Raw genomic sequence first — 21,078 nt, forward strand, 5'->3', positions numbered from 1 at the left:
ATGGACTTTTTCGGTCTTCTGGAGCGGCGCCGCAACAGGCGGCGTCAGGCGCGGGAAAAGGCCCTCGAAGGCTTTCGCAGGCGCTACGTGAGCTTTCTGGAACTGCTCGAATCGAACTCGAACCTGCTCGGCATCATCGGCGACATGGAGGAAAAGCTGCGCGGGGACGAGCTGTTCGGCATGTCCTACGTGCGCTCGCGGGCGACGCGCGCCCTGTTCCACGCCCAGCGCATGGCCCGCAGCTACGACGTGCTCTCCGGCGGCATGGGCGGGGCGGTCCTCGACGCCCTGGAAGGCATTCGCGGGCGCATTCTGGCGCTGCTGGAGGACAAGGTCGGCGAGGAGCCCACGGAGCTGGTCCTGCCCTTCGAGCGCGCCGGCAAGGACATGCTCGACTTCGTGGGCGGCAAGAGCGCGCACCTGGGCGAAATGGTCCGGGCGGGAACTCCGGTCCCGCCGGGCTTCGCCGTGACGACGGCTGCGTTCCGGGCGCTTCTGGCCGCGCCGCTGCCCGGAGGCGGGGAGCTGCGCGCCGAAATCCGCCGCCACCTGCTGGCGGTGGACCCGGCCCGGCCCCAGTCCGTGAACGAGGCCGCCGACGAAATCGCGGCCCTGTTTGCGCAGGTGCCCCTGCCTGCCCGGATAGCCGAGTCCCTGGACCGTGCCTGCGCGGAGCTGGAATCCACAACGGGCGGGCCGGTGCTTCTGGCGTTTCGGTCCAGCGCCGTGGGCGAGGACAGCGAGCTGAGCTTTGCGGGACAGTATCTTACGTTGCTCGGCGTGCGCCGCGAGGATGCGGGCCGGGCCTGGCTGCGCGTGGCCGCCAGCCTGTTCAGCCCCCACGCCCTGACCTACCGCCTGCACAAGGGCGTGCCCTTCGAGGATACGGCCATGGCCGTGGCCTGTCTGGTCATGGTCCCTTCCGTTTGCAGCGGCGTGCTCTACACGCGCCACCCCTACGAGCCCTTGGACCCGCGCCTGCGGGTGGACGGGGTCTGGGGGCTGGGACCGTATGCCGTGGACGGCGTGGTCGAGCCGGACGCCTGGCTGGTGGAGCGCGATCCCCTGCGCGTTTCCGAATTCGCCGCCGGCGACAAGCACGCCCGGCTGGTGCTCGGCCCGGACGGCGCTCCGCAGGAGGAGTCCGTTTCCGGCGAGGAGCGCCTTCGCCCCTGTCTGGAAAATTCCGTGGTGCTGGAGCTGTGCCGCCTGGGACTGGAACTGGAAAGGCGTTTCGGCGCGCCCCAGGATATCGAGTGGGCCATGCACCCGGACGGACGGATTCTGATCCTGCAATCGCGGCCGCTGCGCGCGGGCGGCGGGGGCATGGCGGCCTCGCCGCCCGTGCCCGGACGTGAAGTGCTGCTCTCCGGCGGGCGCACGGCCTGCCCCGGCGTGGGCTGCGGCGTGGTCCGCAGGGTTCGCGAGGGCGACGACCTGCTCGATTTCCCGGAAGGGGGGGTGCTCGTGGCCGAACGCTCCTCGCCGGGCTACGTGCTCGTCTTTCAGCGCGCCCAGGCCGTGGTCACGGACGCGGGCAGCGTCACCGGTCACATGGCCTCGCTCTGCCGCGAGTTCGATCTGCCCGCCGTTCTCGGCATGAAGGGGGCCGTCCGGACCCTGCGGGACGGCATGGAGGTCACGGTGGACGCGTTTTCCGGCCGGGTCTACGCGGGCCGCGTGGACGAGCTGCTGGCGCTGCGCCGCGAACGCGCCGTGCTGATGACGGGTTCGCCCGTGCACGAAACCTTGCGCGCCCTGGCCGAGCTGATCACGCCCCTGCATCTGACCAACCCCAAGGCGCCGGAATTCGGGCCGCAGGGCTGCACGAGCCTGCACGACGTGATGCGGCTGATCCATGAACGCTCCTACGAGCGGATGTTCCTGGTCAGCGACCAGGCTTCGGATGTTTCAGGCCTGTCCGTGAAGCTGGCCGCGCAGCTGCCCCTGGACCTGCACGTCATCGACCTGGGCGGCGGCCTGGACGACCCGGACGTGTCCGACGTCGTGACGGTCGAGCAGGTCACGTCCGCGCCGTTCAAGGCGCTCCTCGCGGGCATGCTCGACGGCAACCTGCGGGGCGGAGAGCCCCGGCCCGTGAGTCTGTCGGGCTTTCTCTCCGTGATGAGCAGCCAGCTCCTGACCCCGCCGGAAGCGGGCGGGCAGCGCTTCGGCGACCGCAGCTACGCCATCGTCTCGGACAAGTACCTGAACTTCAGCTCGCGCGTGGGGTATCATTACTCCATTCTGGACGCCTACGCCGGGCAGAACGTGAACAAGAACTACGTCAGCTTCGAGTTCAAGGGCGGCGCCGCGGCCGAGGAGCTGCGCGTGCGCCGGGTCCGGGCCATAGCCCGCATCCTGGGCGTTCTCGGATTCGTGACGGAAACGCGGGGGGACCGGGTCGTGGCCCGGCTGCTCAAGCGCGAGCGCGGAGAAATCCTGGATCGGCTCGAGGCGGTGGGCAGGCTGCTGATCTTCACGCGGCAGATGGACATGCTCATGACCAGCGAGGCCCGCGTGGACCTGCTGGCCGAGAGCTTCCTGAACGGGGACTACCATTGCTCCGGCCTGCGCGGCCCGTGCCCGGAGGAGCGTCCCGGCGGCGAGTCTTAAAGCAGGCGGCGCAGGGCCTGGGCGCGTTCGACCACGGACTCGATGCGCGCCGCGATTTCGTCGGGCTCCACGGGCTTGAGCAGATAATCGCTGACGCCCTCGCCCGCGAGGTCCGCGGGAAGTTCCGGCAGGGCGTGCCCCGTGAGCACGATGACCTCGGTTTCCACTCCGGCGGCGCGCAGCCCGCGCAGCACGTCCAGCCCGGAATCCTCGCCGAGGCGCATGTCCAGCAGCACCGCGTCGAAGGTCTCCTCGGCCACGGCCAGCAGAGCCTCGGCCGCCGTGGCCGCTCCCCGCGCCTCGATGCCCTTGAGCTTCAGGATCTTGATCATGATCGACCGGAAGCGGTCCTCGTCGTCCACGAGCAGCACCTTGGGCCGGTTCGTTTCGCTCATGCGGTGTTCTCCTTATCCCCTATGCCGGGACGATTCCCGATGTTTCACCATGCGACGGGCCGCTGCGGAACGCAAGGGGATGAGAATGGGCCTACTCCGAGGACAGCGCCGCGACCGGGTCGAGCCGGGCGGCCTTGCGCGCGGGCAGGTATCCGAAGAGCAGCCCGGTGCCCACGGAACAGAGGAAGGCCAGCACCGCAGGGGCCGTGGAGAAGGCCACGTTCGCGCCCATGAGCTTCGCGACCAGGGCCGTGGCGAAACCGAGGCCTACGCCGATGATTCCTCCTGCGCCGCAGACCACGAGCGCTTCGGTGTTGAACTGGAGCATGATGTCGCGCATGCGCGCGCCCGTGGCCATGCGGATTCCGATTTCCCGCGTGCGTTCCGTGACGCTCACGAGCATGATGTTCATGACCCCGATGCCGCCCACGAGCAGGGAAATGGCCGCCACCGTGCCGAGCAGCATGGTCAGGGTGTTCTGGGTCGCCTCGGCCATGGCCATGAGCGAGGCCGTGTTGCGCAGCTGGAAGTCCTCGGTGCGGTGCCGCTTGAGCAGCAGGCTGCGCACGGCCTCCTGCGTCTCGGCGATGCGGTCCTTGTCCTTGACCTTGATCATCAGATGGCCCACGTAGTGCTGGCCGAAGAGCCGCATGAACCCGGTGGTGATGGGCAGCAGGACCACGTCGTCCTGGTCCGAGCCCATGGCGTTGGCGCCTTGTTCCGCGAGCACGCCGATGACCTCGAAGGGCACGTTCTTGAGCAGCACGTACTTTCCGATGGGACTTTCCCCGCCGGGGAAGAGGTTTTTCTTCACGGTGTTGCCCAGAACCACCACGGGGGCGTAGCCCTTGAGATCTTCCCCGGTGAAGAAGGTTCCCTCGGCCAGGCTCCATTCCTTGATGTCGAGGAAGGAAGGCCAGACGCCGTTCAGGGAGGTCTGGTAGTCGATGTTCCGGTAGCGCACGGTCTGCTGCGAGCTGCGCTCCGGCGTGACGGATTCCACGTTATCCACGTCCCGGACGGCCTCGGCGTCGCCCGTGGTCAGGGTCACGATTTCGCCTGAGGGGCGCATTCCGGGCGCGCCAGGCATGACGATCATCAGCCGCGTGCCCATGGACTCGATGCGCTTCATGACCGATTCCTTGCTGCCGTTGCCCACGGCGAGCATGGCCACCACAGCGCCCACGCCGATGACCACGCCGAGCAGGGTCAGGGCCGTGCGGAAGATGTTCGCCCGCAGCGAGCGCCAGGCCATCTTCACGGCTTCCATGCTCTGGGCGGTCATGGCGCTGCGTTCGGACCCGCCCGGAGGGGCCGGGGGGCGGCCAGCGTCATCCGCGCCTGTCCCGCCCCGCCGTTCGTCGGAAAGAATCCTTCCGTCGCTTATGGCGACGGTGCGCTCCGCATGCTCGGCCACGGAGGCGTCGTGCGTGATCAGGATGATGGTCCGGCCCTGGGCGTGCAGCTCCTTGAGCAGGGCCAGGACTTCCTGGCCGCTCTTGCTGTCCAGCGCGCCTGTGGGCTCGTCCGCCAGGATCACGGCCGCGTCGTTCATCAGGGCGCGGGCGATGGACACGCGCTGCTGCTGGCCGCCGGAAAGCTCGCCCGGCCTGTGGTCCGCGCGATCGCCCAGGCCCAGGGAGGCCAGCAGCGCATGGGCGCGCCTGCTGCGGTCAGCCTTGCCGAGACCGGCGTAGATCGCCGGGATTTCCACGTTTTCAGACGCGGTTGCCGTGGCGAGCAGGTTGTAGCGCTGGAACACGAACCCGAAGGTGTCGCGCCGCAGCGCGGCCAGCTCGTCCGGGTCCAGGGCGGCAACGTCGCGGCCCTGCACGCGGTAGGTTCCCTCGCTGGGCCGGTCCAGGCAGCCGAGGATGTTCATCAGCGTGGATTTTCCCGACCCGGACGTGCCCATGACGGCCACGAACTCGCCGCGTTCCACGCTCAGGGAAACGTTGTCCAGCGCGCGCAGCACCTGGCTTCCGAATCCGTAGATCCGGCTGACCCCGCGCAGCTCGATCAGCGGCGGTTTACCTGATCCGTTCATATCTTCGGTCCCATCATGCCCGGAGGGCCTTGTTCCTTCGGCTGCGCGGCATCCGCTTCCGCGTTCTGCCCGGTGACGATCAGGTCGCCTTCCTGCGCGCCGGAGACGATTTCCGCCTCGGTGCGGCCTTCCACGCCGACCTGGACCTCGGACAGCCGCACCTTGCCGTCGCGCAGCAGCGGCAGGTAGGTCTTGCCGTCCTGCTGCCTGAGCGCGGAAACCGGAGCCGTGAGCGCGTTCCTGGCCTCGCTGATGACGAAGAAGACCTGGGCGGTCATTTCGGTCATGAGCACCCCGTCGTCGTTGGGCACGTCGATGAGAACGTAATAGAGGACCACGTCGTTTTCCGTTTCCGGAGTGGGCTTGACCTGCCGGACCGTGCCCTGCCAGCGGCGGTCGGGCAGGCCCAGGGTGGTGAACCAGGCGGTCATGCCGGGTCTGATCTTGACCACGTCGGCCTCGGTGACCTCGGCTTCCACGGTCATGGTCTGCACGTCCGCGATGCGCAGGATTTCAGGCGCGGACTGGTTGGCGTTCAGGGTTTCGCCCTCCAGCGCGGTCTGGTCGATGACCGTGCCGGACATGGGCGCGTAGATGCGGGTGTATTCAAGGTTGGTCTGGGCGCTGGAAAGGCTCGACTCCGCCTTGCGGATCTGGGCCTTGAGCGCGTTGATCTTGGCCTCGGCCACGCGCAGCTCGCTCCGGGAGGTGTCCAGGTCGCTCTGGCTCACGGCGTCCGCCTCGCGCAGCTTGGCGTTGCGCTTGTACTGGAGCTGGGCCAGTTCCAGCTCGGCCTGCTCCTGGGCCACCTGGGCGTTGAGATTGGCCAGCTCGGCCTTGTCCCCTTCCACCTGCGCCCGGTAGGTCGAGTCGTCGATGACGGCCAGGAGCTGTCCCTTTTCCACATGGTCGCCGATGTCCACGAGAACCTGCTTGAGCTGTCCGCTGACCTGCGCGCCCACGTCCACGTAGTCCTTGGGCTGGAGCGATCCGAGACAGGTCACGGTGTTTTCCACGTCTCCCCGGCTGACCGGGATCGTCTCCCATTGCGGGGCGTCCGCTCCCGGCCGGAAGCCGAAGCCGAAGCCCGCGGCCGCAGCCAGCAGGAGCGCGGCGAATGCGCCGAGGCGAAGCCTTTTCTTTTGCGTCTTGGTCATCTTGTCTCCGGAAATCCGTCCGGCGGGGAGCCGGGGTGGCGTGCAAGCGTGGTTGTCATGCCGTCTTGAACGAAGGTTGCGCCGCATTCCGTCGTGAGCGGCGCGACGAATTCTCCGCGACGGAATCATCGCGGCGGGGCGTATCAGGGGAGAACGCGACCCGGTGAGGCAGTCCGCAGGCTGGCAGGAACGGGCGCATTGGATTATCATCGGGCTGCCGTTTTGCGGGGGCGCACGGAGCGCGCCCCGGCGGCCTGGAACCGGAGTGAAATGCCGAGCGGATTGCAGCAGCGCGCCCCGCGGACCGACCCCGATCTGGAGTTCGTCCGCCGCGTGGCCCAGGGAGACGGCGCGGCCTGCGCCGAACTTGTGGACCGGCACCTTGGCCGGATCACGGCCTTTGCCGCGCGCATGCTCGGCGAGCGCGCCGAGGCCGAGGAGGTGGCGCAGGAGGTCTTCTTGCGGGTCTGGAAGCACGCGGACAATTGGGAACCGGGACGTGCCCTGTTCAGCACCTGGCTGCACAAGGTGGCCTTGAACCTCTGCTACGACAGGCTGCGCCGCAGGCGGGAAACGGCCCTGCCCGAGGGCTTCGAGCCGGAAGGCCGCGAGGACTCGCCCGAAACGGCCCTGCGCCGCAAGCAGCGCTCCCACCGCGTGGCCCGCGCGGTGGCCTCCCTGCCGGAGCGGCAGCGGGCGGCCATTGCGCTCTGCCATTACCAGGAGCTGGGCAACATCGAGGCCGCCGGGATCATGAACGTGTCCGTGGAGGCCCTGGAATCGCTGCTCGCGCGGGGCAGGCGCAGGCTGCGGGAATTGCTTGAGGAGGAATACTCCTCGATGGCGTCGGATTGATGCGCGGGCGGCGCAGGGAACGCGCCGCCAAACGATATGGAGGGAGCCATGAACGGACCGATGACCAGAAACAGGTTGGCCAGAATCCTGGAAGCCTACGGCGGGAACCCCAGCCGCTGGCCCGAAGCGGAGCGCGCCGCGGCTCTGGCGCTGCTCGAGTCGCTGCCCGACGCGCAACAGCTCCGGGAGCAGGCCCTGAGGCTTGATCTGCTCCTGGACGCCTCTCCGGAAACGGAGCCGAGCCCGGAACTGCGGACCGCGGTGCTGTCGGCGCGGCCGCGCCGGAGCGCTCCGCGCTTCAGGCTGCTGCCCTGGCGCGACCGGATCGCCGACCTTTTCGGCGAGATCGTCCCCGGCCTTCCGGCAAGACGCATGGCCGCGACGGTGCTGGCCGCGTCCTTCCTCTGCGGCGCGGCCCTGGGGGCGTTCGGCGGCAATCCGGACGCGACCGCGGCGGCCAACGGCGAGTATTGGCCCGGAGCCTACATCGCCTCAATCTATCAAAGCTATTGAGGCGGGATGGACATGGCCGAAAAACGTCGCACTCTGACAGGCTATCTGCTGATCGGCTCCCTGGCCGTGAACCTGCTCCTGGGAGGATACTTCATCGCCGGGCTGCTGCGGCACCCCTTCCATCCGCCGAATCCTTTTGTCGGGCTGCCCAACCCGCACCAGATTTCCGCCGTGCTGCCCGAAGACAGCAGGCCCTTGATCCGCTCCGTTCTGGATGTTCACGAAGGCGAGGTGCGGACCGCCATGACGCGTCTCTTCACGACGCAGAAGCAGGTGGCCGCAGCCATGCGGGCCGAGCCGTTCGATCCGGACCGCCTGCGCGCGGTCCTGGACGAGTATTCCGCGCGGCAGATGGATTTGATCGTCGCGCACCAGCATACCGTGGCGGACCTCGTGGGCAGGCTGGACGCGCAGGGCAGGGCGAACGTGGCCGAGCTGCTCAAGCTTCCGCCGCCGCCGAAGAATTTCAAAGGCAAGTTTCCTCCTCCGCCGCCCCAGGATTAAGCATACTTGAGACGCCCCGACCGACGGGGCGTCTTTTTTTGCGCGTTCGACTCCATGAAACACATTGCGCGCAGCGCAGAACCAACGCGGAGGAAAACGAAATGAGAATTGGAAAACGTGTCGGCGCGGCCATGCTGCCGCTGATCTTGGCGACGGGTCTGTTCCTGTTGGCTCCGGCGGCCTTGGCGGGGCAGGGCGGGCCGGAAGGACCCGGCGGACACGGTCCTGGTTTCGGGCCCGGCATCGCCGTGGAGAAGATCGACGCGGACAGCGACGGTCGGATCAGCCAGGACGAGATCAGCGCCTACGCGGCCCGGCAGGCCACGGAAATCGACACGGACAAGAACGGCAAGGTCAGTATCAAGGAATTGCGCGATCTTGAGGAGCGTCGCCGCGAGGCCATGCTGGAAAAGCGGTACCGCGCCATGGACAAGAACAATGACGGCGTGGTCAGCGTGGAGGAATACGAGCAGGCGCTGAAGGCGCGGTTCGAGTTTGTTCCGGCGGGTCGCGGCGGTCCCGGCGACATGCCCCCCCGGCAGTAAGCAGGGGAGGATGGCCTTGATGCGGGCGGCGATGGGGAGAAACCCCGTCAGCCGCCCTTTTTTCGCGTCGATCCGCCGTCCGTCGTCGAAGCGTCCGCAGACGCGGTTTCGGGCGGGCGGGCGTTTCGGGGAGGGGCGGACTCGTTGGCGGGGAAGGCGACGGTGATCACGGTGCCGCGCCGGTCCCCGGTACGCACGGTGATGGTCGCCCCGTGCGTCCGGGCGATGAGCGCGGCGGAGTACGTGCCCAGTCCGGTGCCGTCCTCCTTGCCGTGGGTGACGTACTTTTCGAAAAAGCGGCTGCGCACGGGCGCGGGCACGGGAAGGGCGTTGCGGATGGAGATGCGCGTGCGCGTTCCCCGCCGGATATGGACCTCCACCGCGTCGCCGGGCCGGGATGCCTCGATGCCGTTGACCAGCAGGTTCCGGAACATGGTGCAGAGCAGCCCTTCCTCGCCTTCCAGCAACAATTGCTCCGTGCCCTGGACCTCGCGTCCGTCCAGGCGCATGCCCAGGCGCACCTTGCGCTGGAGCAGCAGGGGGCGCAGCTCGTCCTCCAGCCCGCAGAGCAGCTGCACCGCGTCCACGCGCCCGGCCCGCAGGCGGTAGATGCCCTTTTCCATCTTGAAGAGGTCGAGCTGGTGCCGGATCATGTCCAGCATGCGGTAGCCCGCCGCCTCGATGCGGTGCAGGCATTCCCGGTGCTCGTCCGTGAGCCCGCCCAGGCGCAGCATCAGCTCCGGATAGCCGATCACGAGGTTGAGCGAGGATTTCAGGTCGTGGCTGTTGATGCGCTCGACCTCCTCGCGGATCATCTCCGCCTCGCGCCGCACGCGGACCTCCTCGGCCAGGCGGCGGTTCTTCACGGCCAGTTCGGCGCGCTTGGCCTCCAGCTGATGCGTGCGCGTGGCCACCATCTGCTCCAGAAGCTCGCGGTGCGAGCGCAGCCACTGGTCGCGCTTTTCCACCTCTTCGAGCATGGCGTTGAACATGCCCACCAGCGCGCCGATCTCGTCGTCCGCGGCGTAGCGCACCCGCTCGGAATAGTCCTTGCCGTCGGCGATGGCGTTCATGGCTCCGTGCAGCCGTTGCAGGGGCGTGGTGATGCGCCGCTGGAAAAAGCGGATCAGCAGCGTGCTCAGGCCCAGGGCGGCCAGGAGGATGGGCACGGAAACGGCGAGCTGCCTTGCCAGGATCGACCACTGGCCGTCCAGGCTGCATCCGAGGGTCAACTGGCCGGAACTTTCCCGGCCGGAGCGGATCACGCGGCGGACCAGGAGATCGGAAAAGGACAGCTCGTGTCCGTCCGAAAGGGGCGGATTCTCTGCCTTGCCGGGCGCGCGGATTTCCGGGGGGAGCGTCCCGTAGGAGGCGAAGAGCGCGCCTTCGGAGTCGCGCACCGCAGCCCAGGTGATGTGGGGCACGAGGCGCAGGGCCGCGAGATTTTCCGAGGCGGTCTGCGGGTCGTGGAAGTCCAGGGCCGCCGCCGTGGACGCGGCCATGATCTCTGCCAGGGCCTGGGTTTTCTGGAGCGTGTCGGTGCGGTAGCCGTGCATCTGGAAGAGCGTGTTCAGGGCCAGGGCCAGGATCAGGGCCAGGCCGGTCACGCCGAGGACGACCGCGCCCAGCTTGCGGCCCAGGGGCATGCGCGCGAAGCGGTTCATGGCCGGGCCTCCGGTCCGGCGTCCGCCGTGGCCTCGACCTCCGCCCGCTGGTTCGCGCCGTGCTCGGCCCCGCGCACGATGGCCAGCTCCAGCAGCCGGGCGCTCAGTCCGAGGCCCGCGCGCGAGGCGGCCGCGGGATTGGCCAGCAGGCGCAGGCGGCTGCCCGACGGAATGAAGCTGATGATGCCTCCCAGGTCCGCGAAGGCGCTGTTTTCGCCCACGGTGAGCACGGGCCGACCGCCGATTTGTTGCAGGACGGCCGCGGCCTCGCGGGGGTTATCGGTGTTCAGGTAGAGCACCTGGCAGTCTTCGGCGGGCCAGGCCACGAGCCGGAAGCGGGCGGGGTCCGCGTCCCGAAACCAGGGGCGCAGGGGAGCCGGGTTTGCCGCGGCGATGACAAAGGGCCGGCCCGGAGCGGGCCGGGCCGCCTCGGGCCAATGCACGTACTTGACGATGCGCTGGAGAAAGAGCGCCCGAAGCTGTTCGGGAGCCATGGCAGGACCGGCCCAGGCCGGAGCGCAGCAGAGCAGCGCGAGCAGGACGGCGACCAGACTCTTGCTCAGAAATCCCATGTGACCCTCAGCGTGGCCGACGAGTCTTCCTCAAGCAGGCCGAAGCCCTCCTGCGCGCCCAGAAGGTTCTTGCCGATCAGCGCCAGGCGCAGGTTTTCGGATATGCGCCAGGAAAGGGCCGCGTCCAGGTTGAAGCCTTCGGAGGGGGGGCCGGGCGGGTCGTCCTGGTAATAGAGCGTGGCGTCCAGGTTCAGGCTGGAGCTGAGCCGGGTCAGGGCCTGAAGCCGCGCCTCCAGGGATTCGTCGTCGAGAACCTGGTTGTCCCCGCGCGGCTCGACCCAGCCGCCGTTGAAGTCCTGGGCGATCCAGGCCAGGGAGGGGCGCAGGGTCAGAAAGGACAGGGCGTTCCATTCCAGGGCCGCCTCCATGCCCCAGGTGTGGCCGTCGAGCACGTTGGCCAGGGTGGCTTCCGTGGCGGCGTTGGAGAGGTCGATCCCGACGAGATCGTGATAATCGTTGTAGAAGAGGGAGATGTCCAGGTCGAGGTCCGCTGCCAGTCCGCTGCGCCAGCCCGCCTCCCAGGTCACGAGTTCCTCGGACCGGAGATCCTCGGATTCGTGCACGCGGATGTTGCGTCCGTCGTAGCGGACTTCGTAGTTGCCGCCGCGCCGCCAGTTTTCCGGGGAACGCACCGACCGGGACAGCGCGGCCCAGAGTACGTCCTCGCCGAGGCGCCAGCTCATGCGCACCGTGGGCTGAAGTTCCAGGCCCGCGCCGGAGCCGTCCAGCTTGAGTCCGAACACGAGCTGGAGCCGGTCGTCCAGCAGGCCGATCTGGTCCTGGCCGAAGGCGCTCCACTGCGTGGCGGAAAGGGACGGCTCGTCCGTGCTGATGAAGTCGCCGCTCTCGACCTCGTCCCAGATGTGCCGGACTCCCGCCCCCCACATCAGGCTGTGGACGCCCAGGGGGGAGGCCAGGTGCTGCGCCTCCGCGTCCAGAACGTGGACCCTGGCTTCCAGGCCGCCGAGGGTTTCCAGGGCGCTGGTGTAGGAGCTGCGGACCTTCCAGCCCGAATTGAGTCCCGTGGCCCGGTCCCAGACGAACTGGGCGTAGCCGCTGTCGTTCTCTCTGGTCTGGGTGAATCCGTCCTGGTTCAGCGCCCCGAAGTGTTCCTCCACGGCCGAGGCGGTGTACGCGGCCTGGATCGAGTATTCGTCCGTGGGCGCGCCGGTCCAGTCCGCGCGGGCGGACGCCGAGGCCCGCCGCCATTGGCGGGAGCCGCCCTGTCCGGGGCCGGGGCCGGGCCGGGTGAAGCCGCTGCCGTCCACGTAGCTCCCGCCCATTCCCACGCGCCAGGCCAGATCGCTGGCCGCGTCGGCTGTGGCGTTGCCGTCCGTCGCCCCTCCTTGCCCGGACCCGCCCAGGCGCAGCGTCTGCCCGGCGTCGCCGTTGCTGCCCACGCTGCTGACCCCGTGCACGCCCTGGGTTTCCGAGGCGCGCTTGGTCACGATGCTGACCACGCCGTTGAAGGAGTCCAGGCCCCAGAGGCTGGTGCCCGGCCCGCGCACGACCTCGATGCGGGCGATGTCGTCCAGGGGGATGTCCAGGCTGGACCAGAACACGCCGGAGTAGGTGGGGGAGGTCACGGGGCGGCCGTCCAGGAGCACGAGAAGGTTGTTCGAGAGCATCCCGTTGAAGCCTCGGGCGCCCACGGCCCATTTGTCCGCGTCCGTGTGGGAGACGTGCAGGCCCGGCACGAGCCGGAGCACGTCCGGGACGGAAAGCGCGCCGGAACGGCGGATGTCCTCCTCGTCGAACACGCTCACGGCGGCGGCCACCCTGTTCAGCGGTTCCGGGCGGCGCATGGCCGAGACGACCTCCACCTGAAGAAGATCTTCGAGGTCCAGGTCGTCGCAGGAAGAATCCTCCGCCCGTGCGGACGGGGCGGCCAGAAGCAGACAGGCCAGAAGCAGAAAGGCCAGAAGCAAGCCGCACGCAAGCGGGACCGCAGGAAAGCGGGCAAGGGGAAAGAGGCGGGGCGGCTCCGGCCTCACCGCACCTCCTCCGGCAGGGCGAGCAGGTAGCCCCGGCCCCGGATGGTCTTGATGCTGACGGCCTCGCCGAGCTTCTTGCGCAGATTGCTCATGTGCACGTTGAGCACGTAGTCGTCGAAATCCGGACCCCGGCCCAGGGCGCGGCTCATGAGCGCCTCGCGTTCCACGACCATGCCCGCGCTCTGGAGCAGCAGCTCCAGGATGCAGAACTCGGCGGCGGTGAGGCGCAGGGGGCAGCCGTCGAGCACGGCGCTCTGGGCTCCGGGCACCAGCTCCAGCGTGCCCAGGCTGAGCCTCTCGGCGGGTCTGGATTTGCCTCCCGCCGTTTCGGACGTGCGCACGCTGCGGCGCAGGACCGCGCGGATGCGCGCCACCAGCTCGCGCAGGGGGAAGGGCTTGGGCACGTAGTCGTCCGCGCCCATTTCCAGACCCACGACCCGGTCGATCTCCTCGCTGCGTCCGGTGAGCATGATCACGGGCAGGGAGGACTCCGTGCGGATCTTGGTCAGCACGTCGAAGCCGTTCTGGTCCGGAAGCATCACGTCCAGCACGGCCAGCGCGTACTCCTCGCGGCGCAGTTTGCGCAGTCCTGCGGCCGCAGTGTGGGCCATGTCCAGGCTGAAGCCTTCGGACTTGAGGTAATTCTCAAGCAGTCCGCAGAGTTCCGTGTCGTCGTCGATGATCAGAATGCGGTCCATACCATTCCCTTTTTCAGTCAACATATACGTTTCGCAGTGCTGTAAAAACAAAAACACCCTCAATTAGTCTCAATCAACATTAAGAATCATTGAGACAAAGAGAGGAGAACCGTTTCGCCCTCGGGTGCAACATGTATCCCCCATGAACGCAGCGACCTCCTGCTGCGTATACGTGGGCAGAAGGGACTTCCGTCGGATGCGGAAGACTCGAATGCAAGGATGCATACATCATCAAGGAGGACGACATGTCTCTGGTAGTCAACAACAACCTCATGGCCAACTCGGCGTCGCGGTATCTTACGGATGCTTACAGCGCGCTGAGTTCCTCGACCGAGAAGCTCTCCTCGGGCCTGCGCATCAACTCCGCCTCGGACGACGCGGCGGGGCTCGCGGTGCGCGAGCTGATGCGCTCGGACATCTCCACCCTCAGCCAGGGCGTGCGCAACGCCAACGACGGCATCTCCATGATCCAGACCGCGGACGGCTCCCTCTCGGTGGTCGACGAGAAGCTCATCCGCATGAAGGAACTCGCCGAGCAGGCCGCCACGGGCACGTACACCTCGTCGCAGCGCATGATCATCGATTCGGAATACCAGGCCATGGCCTCGGAAATCACCCGGATCGCCTACTCCACGGACTTCAACGGCATCTACCTGCTCAACGGCAACCTTTCCGCAGACGGGCTGACCGTGCATTTCGGCACGGGCAACGACTCCGCCGAGGACAAGTACGCCGTGGTCATCGGCAACTGCACCGCCTCCGCCCTGGGCATCGGCAACTCCAGCACCAAGAATGCCGGGTACACCGTCTCCACCCAGGCCCAGGCCCAGGCCGCCCTGGAAGCCCTGGACGCGGCCATCACCTCCAAGGACAACATCCGCGCCAATCTGGGCGCCATGGAAAACCGCCTCTCCGCCACCATCACCAACCTGGAGATCCAGGCCGAGAACCTGCAAGCCGCCGAGTCCCGCATCTCCGACGTGGACGTGGCCACGGAGATGACCAACTACACCAAGCAGCAGATCATCACCCAGTCGGCAGTGGCCATGCTCTCCCAGGCCAACTCCCTGCCGCAGATGGCGCTCTCGCTCATCGGCGGCTAGCTCCCGGACGCTCCGCGGCGGGCTTCCCCAAGCCAACCGCCGCGACTCCTTAGTCACCAGAGGCCCGGCTTCCCCCGGGCCTCTCCTTTTTGCCCGGCGGGAAATTCCTGCCTTCCCCGGCCAGGGAAGATTTTTCCCCCGCGCAAAACCGCAGCAAGACATGGCCCGAATCAGGCCGTTGAAGCTGTTTTTTCATCAAGATCGACGAATGCAGCTTGATGTTGACATGCAAAGCTTTGTCTTAGCTTTGTGAACAGCGAATACAAGTGAACGAAAGCAAATTTTCTTTAACTATCCATTAACATGCATCGGAATCAAGGTTGCTTCTGTCTTCCTGTCAGGAGGGCGCAATGCAACAGATCGCCAAAAACGAATTGTATTGGAAGACGAAGAGTGCAGATACGGCGCTTTTCGAGAAGTACACCGATCATATAAGGCGCTGCATAGCTTCTTTTTATAGATCGGTCGGTCGCAGCTACTCCCAAAACGAAATAGACGAGGTCTTTCAGGAAGCGGCCTGCAAGATCATCAGGAACGGATATGCGCTTCGGCACGATGCCCTGCGCAGCTCCATGCCCACCTGGCTCGGACTCATCGCCCGCACCACGGCCATCGATCATCTGCGCAAGAGCCGGGAAACGGTGGACCTCGACGTGGAGCTGCTCGCCGTGGACGAGGATTTCGACGCGGCGCTGGAGCCGCTGCCCATCCCGCCGGGCGTGCTCACGGACCGCCAGCGCGAGGTTCTGGATCTCTATTTCTGCGAGGGCCTGGAAGCCGCTGAAATCGGCGAGCGCCTCGGCATCGAGCCGCGCACGGCCCGGAGCATCAAGCACCAGGCGCTCAAGCGTCTGCGCCGCCGGATGCGGCTGGACGCCGGATTCAACGAACGGATCAATTCGGGGAGGCGGTTCTCATGAGCCTGGAAGCCATCATCAGCAGCACGACGAACACCACGACGGTCGCGGACGGCAGCAGCTCGACCCTGGACTCGGACGCCTTTCTCCAGCTTCTGCTTACGGAGATCGAATACCAGGATCCGCTCGATCCCATGGACAACACCGAATACGTGGCGCAGCTCGCCCAGCTTTCCTCGCTGGAGCAGCTGACGAGCATCTCCTCCGGCATGGACGACGTGCTCGAAGCCGTCGGCCAGCAGACCTCGACCACGGCCCTGTTCTACCTCGGCGCCACGGTGGAGGCCGAGGGAGACAGCATCACCCTGGAGGACGGCGAGGCCGAGACCATGACCTTCATCCTCGCAGACGACGCCTCCTCGGTCACGGCCAACGTCTACGGCTCGGACGGAAGCATCGTCAGCTCGGTCCTGCTCGGCGAGCTGGATTCCGGCTCCTACACCTTTGCCTGGGACGGAACGAACGCAGCGGGCGTCGTCGCGGACGACGGCGAGTACACCGTGGCCTTTTCCGCCGAGGACGAGGACGGCGCGAGCGTGGACGTGAGCACGACCATCAGCGGCGTGGTCAGCGGCGTGGAAACCACCTCTTCCGGCGTGGAGCTGACCCTTGCCGACGGCCGCACGGTGGCCCTTTCCGACATCACCAGTGTCTCGTTCTGACCGGGACGAATATCGAGGAGCACGACATGAGCATCACCGGTTCCATGTATGCTGGCGTGAGCGGTCTGGGCGCGCAGAGTCAGGCCGTTTCCGTCATTAGCAACAACCTGGCCAACGCCAGCACCACGGGCTTCAAGTCCTCGTCCACGAATTTCGAGGACGTGTTCTACTCCAGCCTGTCCACGGGCGGCTCCACGGACCAGATCGGTCACGGCGTGACCGTCTCCAGCGTGGACGTGAACTTCGAGCAGGGCTCCTACGAGGATTCCAGCTCGGTCACGGACATGGCCATCGACGGCGACGGCTTCTTCATCGTGGTCGATCCGGACACCGGGGACACCTACTACACCCGCGCGGGAGACTTCGAGCTCGACGAGAACGGCTACCTCTGCGACTCCAGCGGCAACATCGTCCAGGGCTGGGTCGCGGACAGCGACGGCGACGCCACGGGCGTGCTCACGGACATCCAGATCCTGGAATCCCAGTCCGCGCCGAGCGCCACCACGGAAATCTCCTTCCCGTCCATGAACATCGACTCGGACAGCGAGGACAATTGCGTGGCCTCCAACGCCTACACCGCGCTGTTCAACGCCTACGACGGCACGGCGGACACGCCCCTGGCCGAGTCGCTCTCCGCCTACGAGACCTCGATCACCGTCTACGACGAGAACGGCACGGCCCACGCCCTGACGCTGACCCTGGACGCGGCCGGAACCAACGACAGCGGGGAGCTGGTCTACGAATACACCCTGACCTGCGACCCGGACGAGGACCAGCGCGTGGTGGACGGCGTGGACGTGGGCGGCACCGAGGCCGCGGGCCTGCTCATGGCCGGAACGCTGACCTTCAGCACCGGCGGGCAGCTGACCTCCATGACCGCCTTCACCCTGGACGAGACCCTGACCAACGCGGCGGACCTGACGGACGAGTCCAACTGGGTGCTCGCGGGGTTCGGGGACAACGGCTACCCCCTGGCCCTGGCCAACTTCACGGGCGGGGAGGACCAGGAGATAGAGCTCAACCTGGGCCTTTCCAACGACCTGGCCAACACGGGCACGGGCTGGGACACCTCCGGCGGCATCGACTCCCTGGACGACATCACGGCCGCCACGGACGTTTCCGACCTGCCGGAGTTCAGCCAGATTTCGCGGGAATCCGGCGCCCTGACCAGCTACGATTCCAGCTCGGCCACCTACAGCGTGAGCCAGGACGGCTACGCAGCGGGCACGCTCCAGAACCTGATCATCGATGAGAACGGGGTCATCAGCGGCCTGTATTCCAACGGCCAGAGCGAGGAGCTTTACGTGGTCGCCCTGGCGGACTTCACCAACGAGAACGGCCTGTACTCCGAAGGCTCGAACCTCTGGTCCGCCACCACGGAGTCGGGCCAGGCGGTCATCGGCACGGCGGGCAGCGCCGGGTTCGGCGAAATCGCCTCCAGCACCCTGGAAAGCTCCAACGTGGACACCGCCACGGAGATGACCAAGCTGATCATCGCCCAGTCCGTGTTCCAGGCCAACTCCAAGGTCATCACCACGGCGAACACCCTGCTCGAAACGGTCATCGGACTGAAGCGCTAGCCCCAGGACAAAGCCGGGAAGGAGGAGGTCGCGGACATGCTCAACAACATCTACAACATCGGCGTCACGTCGCTGTCCAATGCGCAGGTCGGCGTCAGCAACGCCTCGAACAACATCGCCAACGCGGACACCGAAGGCTACGCGCGCACGCAGCTCGTCACCACCACCTCCTCGACCGTCACCATCAACGGGCTGGCCGCCGGCACGGGCGCGGACATCGTGGCCATCCAGGCCCAGATCGACTCCTTCATAGAGGCCCAGTACCTGGACGCCTCCTCGGAATACGAAGCCTACACGGCCATCTACGAGCTGCTTTCCCAGGCCGAAAGCATCCTCAGCACGGACGAGGACAGCGGACTGGGCGCCTCGCTGGACGCGTTCTGGAGCGCCTGGAACGATCTCGCCGAGGATCCTTCCTCGGAGTCCGCCCGCGAGGCCCTGCTCGGCGTGTCCGAAACCCTGGTCTACGAATTGCGGTCCACATCCGAGGAACTGGACGAGCTGCAACGCGGCATCGAGGACGAGATCGCGGCCCAGGTCGGCGAGGCCAACTCCCTGCTGGAGCAGATCGCCGAGCTGAACCTGGCCGTGGCCGCGGACCCCACGGACCTGGACGCGCTCTACGCGCGCAACCTGGCTGTCGAGAATCTGGCCGGGCTGATGGACATCACGGTTTCGGACGGCAGCAACGGCATGGTCGCCATCTACACCGCGGGAGGCACGCAGCTCCTGCAGGACGGCGAATGCAACGAGCTGGTCTATCTTTCCTCCTCCTCCACGGAGTCGCAGACGGACGCCTCCACCTGGGACGGCGAGATGAGCTTTTCCGGCGAATCCTCGGAAGAGATCCTCATGGAGTTCGTCAGCGGCGGCGCGGACGGCACGGCCCAGTTCAAGGTTTCCTACGACGGCGGCTCCACCTGGGAGACGGACGGGGACGGCAACGTGCTGCTCTACACGGCCTCGGCCACGGACCCCGCCGTGGTGGACGGCGTGGAGATCGTCTTTTCGGGCACGGGCGACCACGCCGCGGGCGACCGCTACACCGCGACGGCCAAGTCCGGCCTCTACCTGACCCGGGACGGGGGCGACTCCTACAAGACCCTGACGCCCCTGACCGACTCCTCCGGCGAGAACAAGAGCGGGCGCATTTCCGGCGGCAGCCTCGCCGGGCTGTTCATCGCCCGCGACGACACCCTGGCCTCGCTTCAGGACGAGGTGGACGAGCTGGCCGAAGCCCTGATCTGGGAGGTCAACAAGCTGCATTCCCAGGGCGCGGGCCTGGAACACCAAAGCGCCCTCAGCGGCACCTGCGCCGCCGGGGATTCCTCGGCGGTCCTTTCCGGGTCCGGCCTGGAATACGCGGAGAGAATCACGTCCGGGGAGCTGTCCCTGGTGAGCTACGACGCGGACGGCAACGTGCTCAGTCGGCAAGGCGTGACCATCGACCCGGACGCGGACACCCTGGACGACGTGGTCGCGGCGCTGAACGCCGCCTTCGGAGGGGAGCTGGCCTTCACCGTGGAATCGGACGGCACCGTGAGCATCCAGACCGGCACGGCGGATTCCTTCGAGATCGCCTCGGACGAGACGGGCCTCCTGGCCGCCCTCGGCCTGAACACCTACTTCACCGGCTCGGACGCCGGGGACATCGCGCTGAACTCCGCCGTGGCGACGGACGCCTCCCACGTGAACTGCCAGGTGGCGGAAACCGACGGCACGGTCTCCTCGGGCAGCAACGACACGGCCACGGCCATTTCCGAGCTGGCCTCCGCCGAGGTCGAGGTGGGCGGAAACACGTCCACCCTGGGCGACCACCTCTCCGCGCTCATCTCCGGGGTCGGCTCCGCAGTGGCCTCGGCGGAGTTGAAGCAGACCTACGCGGAAACCTCATGGACCTATTACCAGGAGCAGAAGCAGTCCGTTTCCAGCGTGAACACGGACGAGGAGCTGATCAGCCTGACCAAGTACCAGCAGCAGTACGAGGCCGCCGCCCGGATCATCGAGGCCGCGAACAACATGTTCGAAATCATTCTGGATATGGGTTGATCCCGGAGGGACCGCCATGCGCATCAGCACCTCGCAGATATACGACATGTCCATCAGGAACCTGACCACGACCCTGTCCGACTATGTGGCCATGAACGAGAAGAACAGCTCGCTGCTGGAGGTCGCCAAGGCCTCGGACGATCCCTCGGCCATGGGCGACATCCTGGGGCTGCGGGGCGAGGCTTCGGCCATCCAGGGCTGGATCGACAACTGCGGCGCGGCCTCGGACCTGCTCAGCCTCGCGGACGAATCGCTCCAGTCCGCTTCCGAGGCGATCACCTCCTGCCTGGAGCTGGCCGAGCAGGGCTCCACCGGAACATATTCCGCGGACCAGCTCGCCATGCTCGCCATCGAGGCGCGCGAAGCCCTGCAGAACCTCCTGGAGGTGGCCAACGCCAAGCTCGGCAGCCAGGCCGCCTTTGCCGGCAACGACATCACCTCGGACGCCTACGAGCTGGGCCTCGGCCTGACCATGGTGGACGGCGCGGTGACCGCCTCCAACGCGGCCGTCATCACGGGCGGGACCGACGAGACCATCTGGGTCCAGTTCGACGAGTCCGGCGAGATCGGCACGGACGAGCTGGACTACCGCTACTCCACGGACGGCGGGGAAACCTGGACCTCGGCCACCCTGGCCGCCGGGGACACCGCGCTCGATCTCGGCGGCGCGACCGTGTCCTTTGACCCGGGGAGCCAGGCAACGGCCGCGGACGGCGAGGGCGAAGGCGCGGGCTTCATGGTCCGCCCGGCCATGACCTACGTCGGGGCGGGCCGCAACACCGAGCTGAACATCAGCGAGGGCACGGACGTGGCCATCACCACCGTGGGCAGCGACATTTTCGGCGGCCTCGATTCGTCCGGGGAAGCCTACGAAGAGCCCAATCTCTTCGAAACCCTCGGCGATCTCGTGGCCTACCTGGAAACGGGAAACCACGACGGCGTGGCCGAGTGCCTGGCGAGCCTGAAGGATTGCCAGGTTAATCTGGAGGACGGTCTGGCGGGGGTGGGCGCGCGCGAAACCCGCGTGAACTACACCGAGGAGAGCATGACCATCCTTTCGGAGCTGGTCACGGAAACCAAGAGCGGCAAGGAGGACGCGGACGAGACCACGCTGCTCGTGGAATTGTCCCAGGCCCAGTACGTCTACAAGTCCGTGCTTTCCACGACCTCGGACCTCATCGGCCTGAGCTTGCTCGATTACATCTAG

General features: G+C 67.0%; 18 protein-coding genes. 11 read left to right on the top strand and 7 right to left on the bottom strand.

From position 1 onward, the window contains the following. Entirely contained in the window at positions 1–2,616 is a 2,616-nt protein-coding gene (locus G452_RS0106625; RefSeq protein ID WP_022661483.1) for a PEP/pyruvate-binding domain-containing protein, read from the top strand. On the opposite strand, the gene G452_RS0106630 is transcribed toward G452_RS0106625, so the two are convergent. From G452_RS0106630 to macA, 3 genes are all read right to left on the bottom strand, one after another. Next, complete coding sequence (locus G452_RS0106630; protein ID WP_022661484.1) at positions 2,613–3,011, bottom strand: response regulator; 399 nt, start codon at positions 3,009–3,011, stop codon at positions 2,613–2,615. The two genes, G452_RS0106625 and G452_RS0106630, sit on opposite strands and share 4 nt — an antisense overlap. 91 nt (positions 3,012–3,102) lie before the next feature. Next, a complete protein-coding gene (locus G452_RS0106635; RefSeq protein ID WP_022661485.1) occupies positions 3,103–5,058 on the bottom strand; it encodes a MacB family efflux pump subunit in 1,956 nt (651 codons plus the stop codon). Beyond that, positions 5,055–6,215 carry a macrolide transporter subunit MacA gene (gene macA, locus G452_RS18440; protein WP_022661486.1) on the bottom strand — a complete coding sequence of 387 codons (1,161 nt, stop codon included), beginning with the start codon at positions 6,213–6,215 and terminating at the stop codon, positions 5,055–5,057. Before macA ends, G452_RS0106635 begins: the two co-directional genes overlap by 4 nt. Positions 6,216–6,308: 93 nt before the next feature. On the opposite strand from macA, the gene G452_RS0106645 reads away from it, so the two are divergent. The 4 genes from G452_RS0106645 (at position 6,309) to G452_RS0106660 (ending at position 8,632) form a co-directional block, all read left to right on the top strand. Beyond that, a complete protein-coding gene (locus G452_RS0106645) occupies positions 6,309–7,070 on the top strand; it encodes an RNA polymerase sigma factor (RefSeq protein ID WP_268744040.1) in 762 nt (253 codons plus the stop codon). Between the two features lie 48 nt (positions 7,071–7,118). Further along, positions 7,119–7,583, top strand: a complete 465-nt coding sequence (locus tag G452_RS20500) for a hypothetical protein (RefSeq protein WP_022661488.1) — start codon at positions 7,119–7,121, stop codon at positions 7,581–7,583. A 12-nt stretch (positions 7,584–7,595) separates the two neighbouring features. After that, on the top strand, positions 7,596–8,087 hold the full coding sequence (locus tag G452_RS0106655) for a periplasmic heavy metal sensor (protein ID WP_162141285.1): 492 nt from the start codon (positions 7,596–7,598) through the stop codon (positions 8,085–8,087). A gap of 101 nt (positions 8,088–8,188) precedes the next feature. After that, on the top strand, positions 8,189–8,632 hold the full coding sequence (locus G452_RS0106660) for an EF-hand domain-containing protein (protein WP_022661490.1): 444 nt from the start codon (positions 8,189–8,191) through the stop codon (positions 8,630–8,632). Positions 8,633–8,679: 47 nt separating this feature from the next. On the opposite strand, the gene G452_RS18450 is transcribed toward G452_RS0106660, so the two are convergent. The 4 genes from G452_RS18450 to G452_RS0106680 form a co-directional block, all read right to left on the bottom strand. Further along, entirely contained in the window at positions 8,680–10,296 is a 1,617-nt protein-coding gene (locus tag G452_RS18450) for a CHASE sensor domain-containing protein (protein ID WP_022661491.1), read from the bottom strand. Continuing rightward, the gene (locus tag G452_RS18455) at positions 10,293–10,868 is read right to left on the bottom strand and encodes a YfiR family protein (RefSeq protein WP_022661492.1); all 576 of its coding nucleotides are present in this window, start codon (positions 10,866–10,868) and stop codon (positions 10,293–10,295) included. Before G452_RS18455 ends, G452_RS18450 begins: the two co-directional genes overlap by 4 nt. Then, complete coding sequence (locus G452_RS0106675) at positions 10,856–12,796, bottom strand: TonB-dependent receptor plug domain-containing protein (RefSeq protein ID WP_027189077.1); 1,941 nt, start codon at positions 12,794–12,796, stop codon at positions 10,856–10,858. Before G452_RS0106675 ends, G452_RS18455 begins: the two co-directional genes overlap by 13 nt. A gap of 62 nt (positions 12,797–12,858) precedes the next feature. Beyond that, a complete protein-coding gene (locus G452_RS0106680) occupies positions 12,859–13,560 on the bottom strand; it encodes a response regulator transcription factor (protein WP_022661494.1) in 702 nt (233 codons plus the stop codon). A 245-nt stretch (positions 13,561–13,805) separates the two neighbouring features. On the opposite strand from G452_RS0106680, the gene G452_RS0106685 reads away from it, so the two are divergent. From G452_RS0106685 to G452_RS0106710, 6 genes are all read left to right on the top strand, one after another. Then, positions 13,806–14,663: a flagellin N-terminal helical domain-containing protein gene (locus G452_RS0106685; protein WP_022661495.1), complete on the top strand. Its 858-nt coding sequence runs from the start codon at positions 13,806–13,808 to the stop codon at positions 14,661–14,663. A 350-nt stretch (positions 14,664–15,013) separates the two neighbouring features. Next, positions 15,014–15,583 (top strand): RNA polymerase sigma factor, encoded by a 570-nt coding sequence (locus tag G452_RS18460; RefSeq protein WP_022661496.1) that lies wholly within the window; start codon positions 15,014–15,016, stop codon positions 15,581–15,583. Then, on the top strand, positions 15,580–16,242 hold the full coding sequence (locus G452_RS0106695) for a flagellar hook assembly protein FlgD (RefSeq protein ID WP_022661497.1): 663 nt from the start codon (positions 15,580–15,582) through the stop codon (positions 16,240–16,242). Before G452_RS18460 ends, G452_RS0106695 begins: the two co-directional genes overlap by 4 nt. Positions 16,243–16,268: 26 nt before the next feature. Beyond that, a complete protein-coding gene (locus tag G452_RS0106700) occupies positions 16,269–17,822 on the top strand; it encodes a flagellar hook protein FlgE (RefSeq protein WP_022661498.1) in 1,554 nt (517 codons plus the stop codon). Positions 17,823–17,858: 36 nt separating this feature from the next. Further along, positions 17,859–19,871, top strand: coding sequence for a flagellar hook-associated protein FlgK (gene flgK / locus G452_RS0106705; protein WP_022661499.1), 2,013 nt, complete (start codon positions 17,859–17,861; stop codon positions 19,869–19,871). A 16-nt stretch (positions 19,872–19,887) separates the two neighbouring features. Beyond that, positions 19,888–21,078, top strand: coding sequence for a flagellin N-terminal helical domain-containing protein (locus G452_RS0106710; RefSeq protein ID WP_022661500.1), 1,191 nt, complete (start codon positions 19,888–19,890; stop codon positions 21,076–21,078).

This window comes from Paucidesulfovibrio longus DSM 6739, assembly GCF_000420485.1.
Lineage (GTDB): Bacteria > Desulfobacterota > Desulfovibrionia > Desulfovibrionales > Desulfovibrionaceae > Paucidesulfovibrio > Paucidesulfovibrio longus.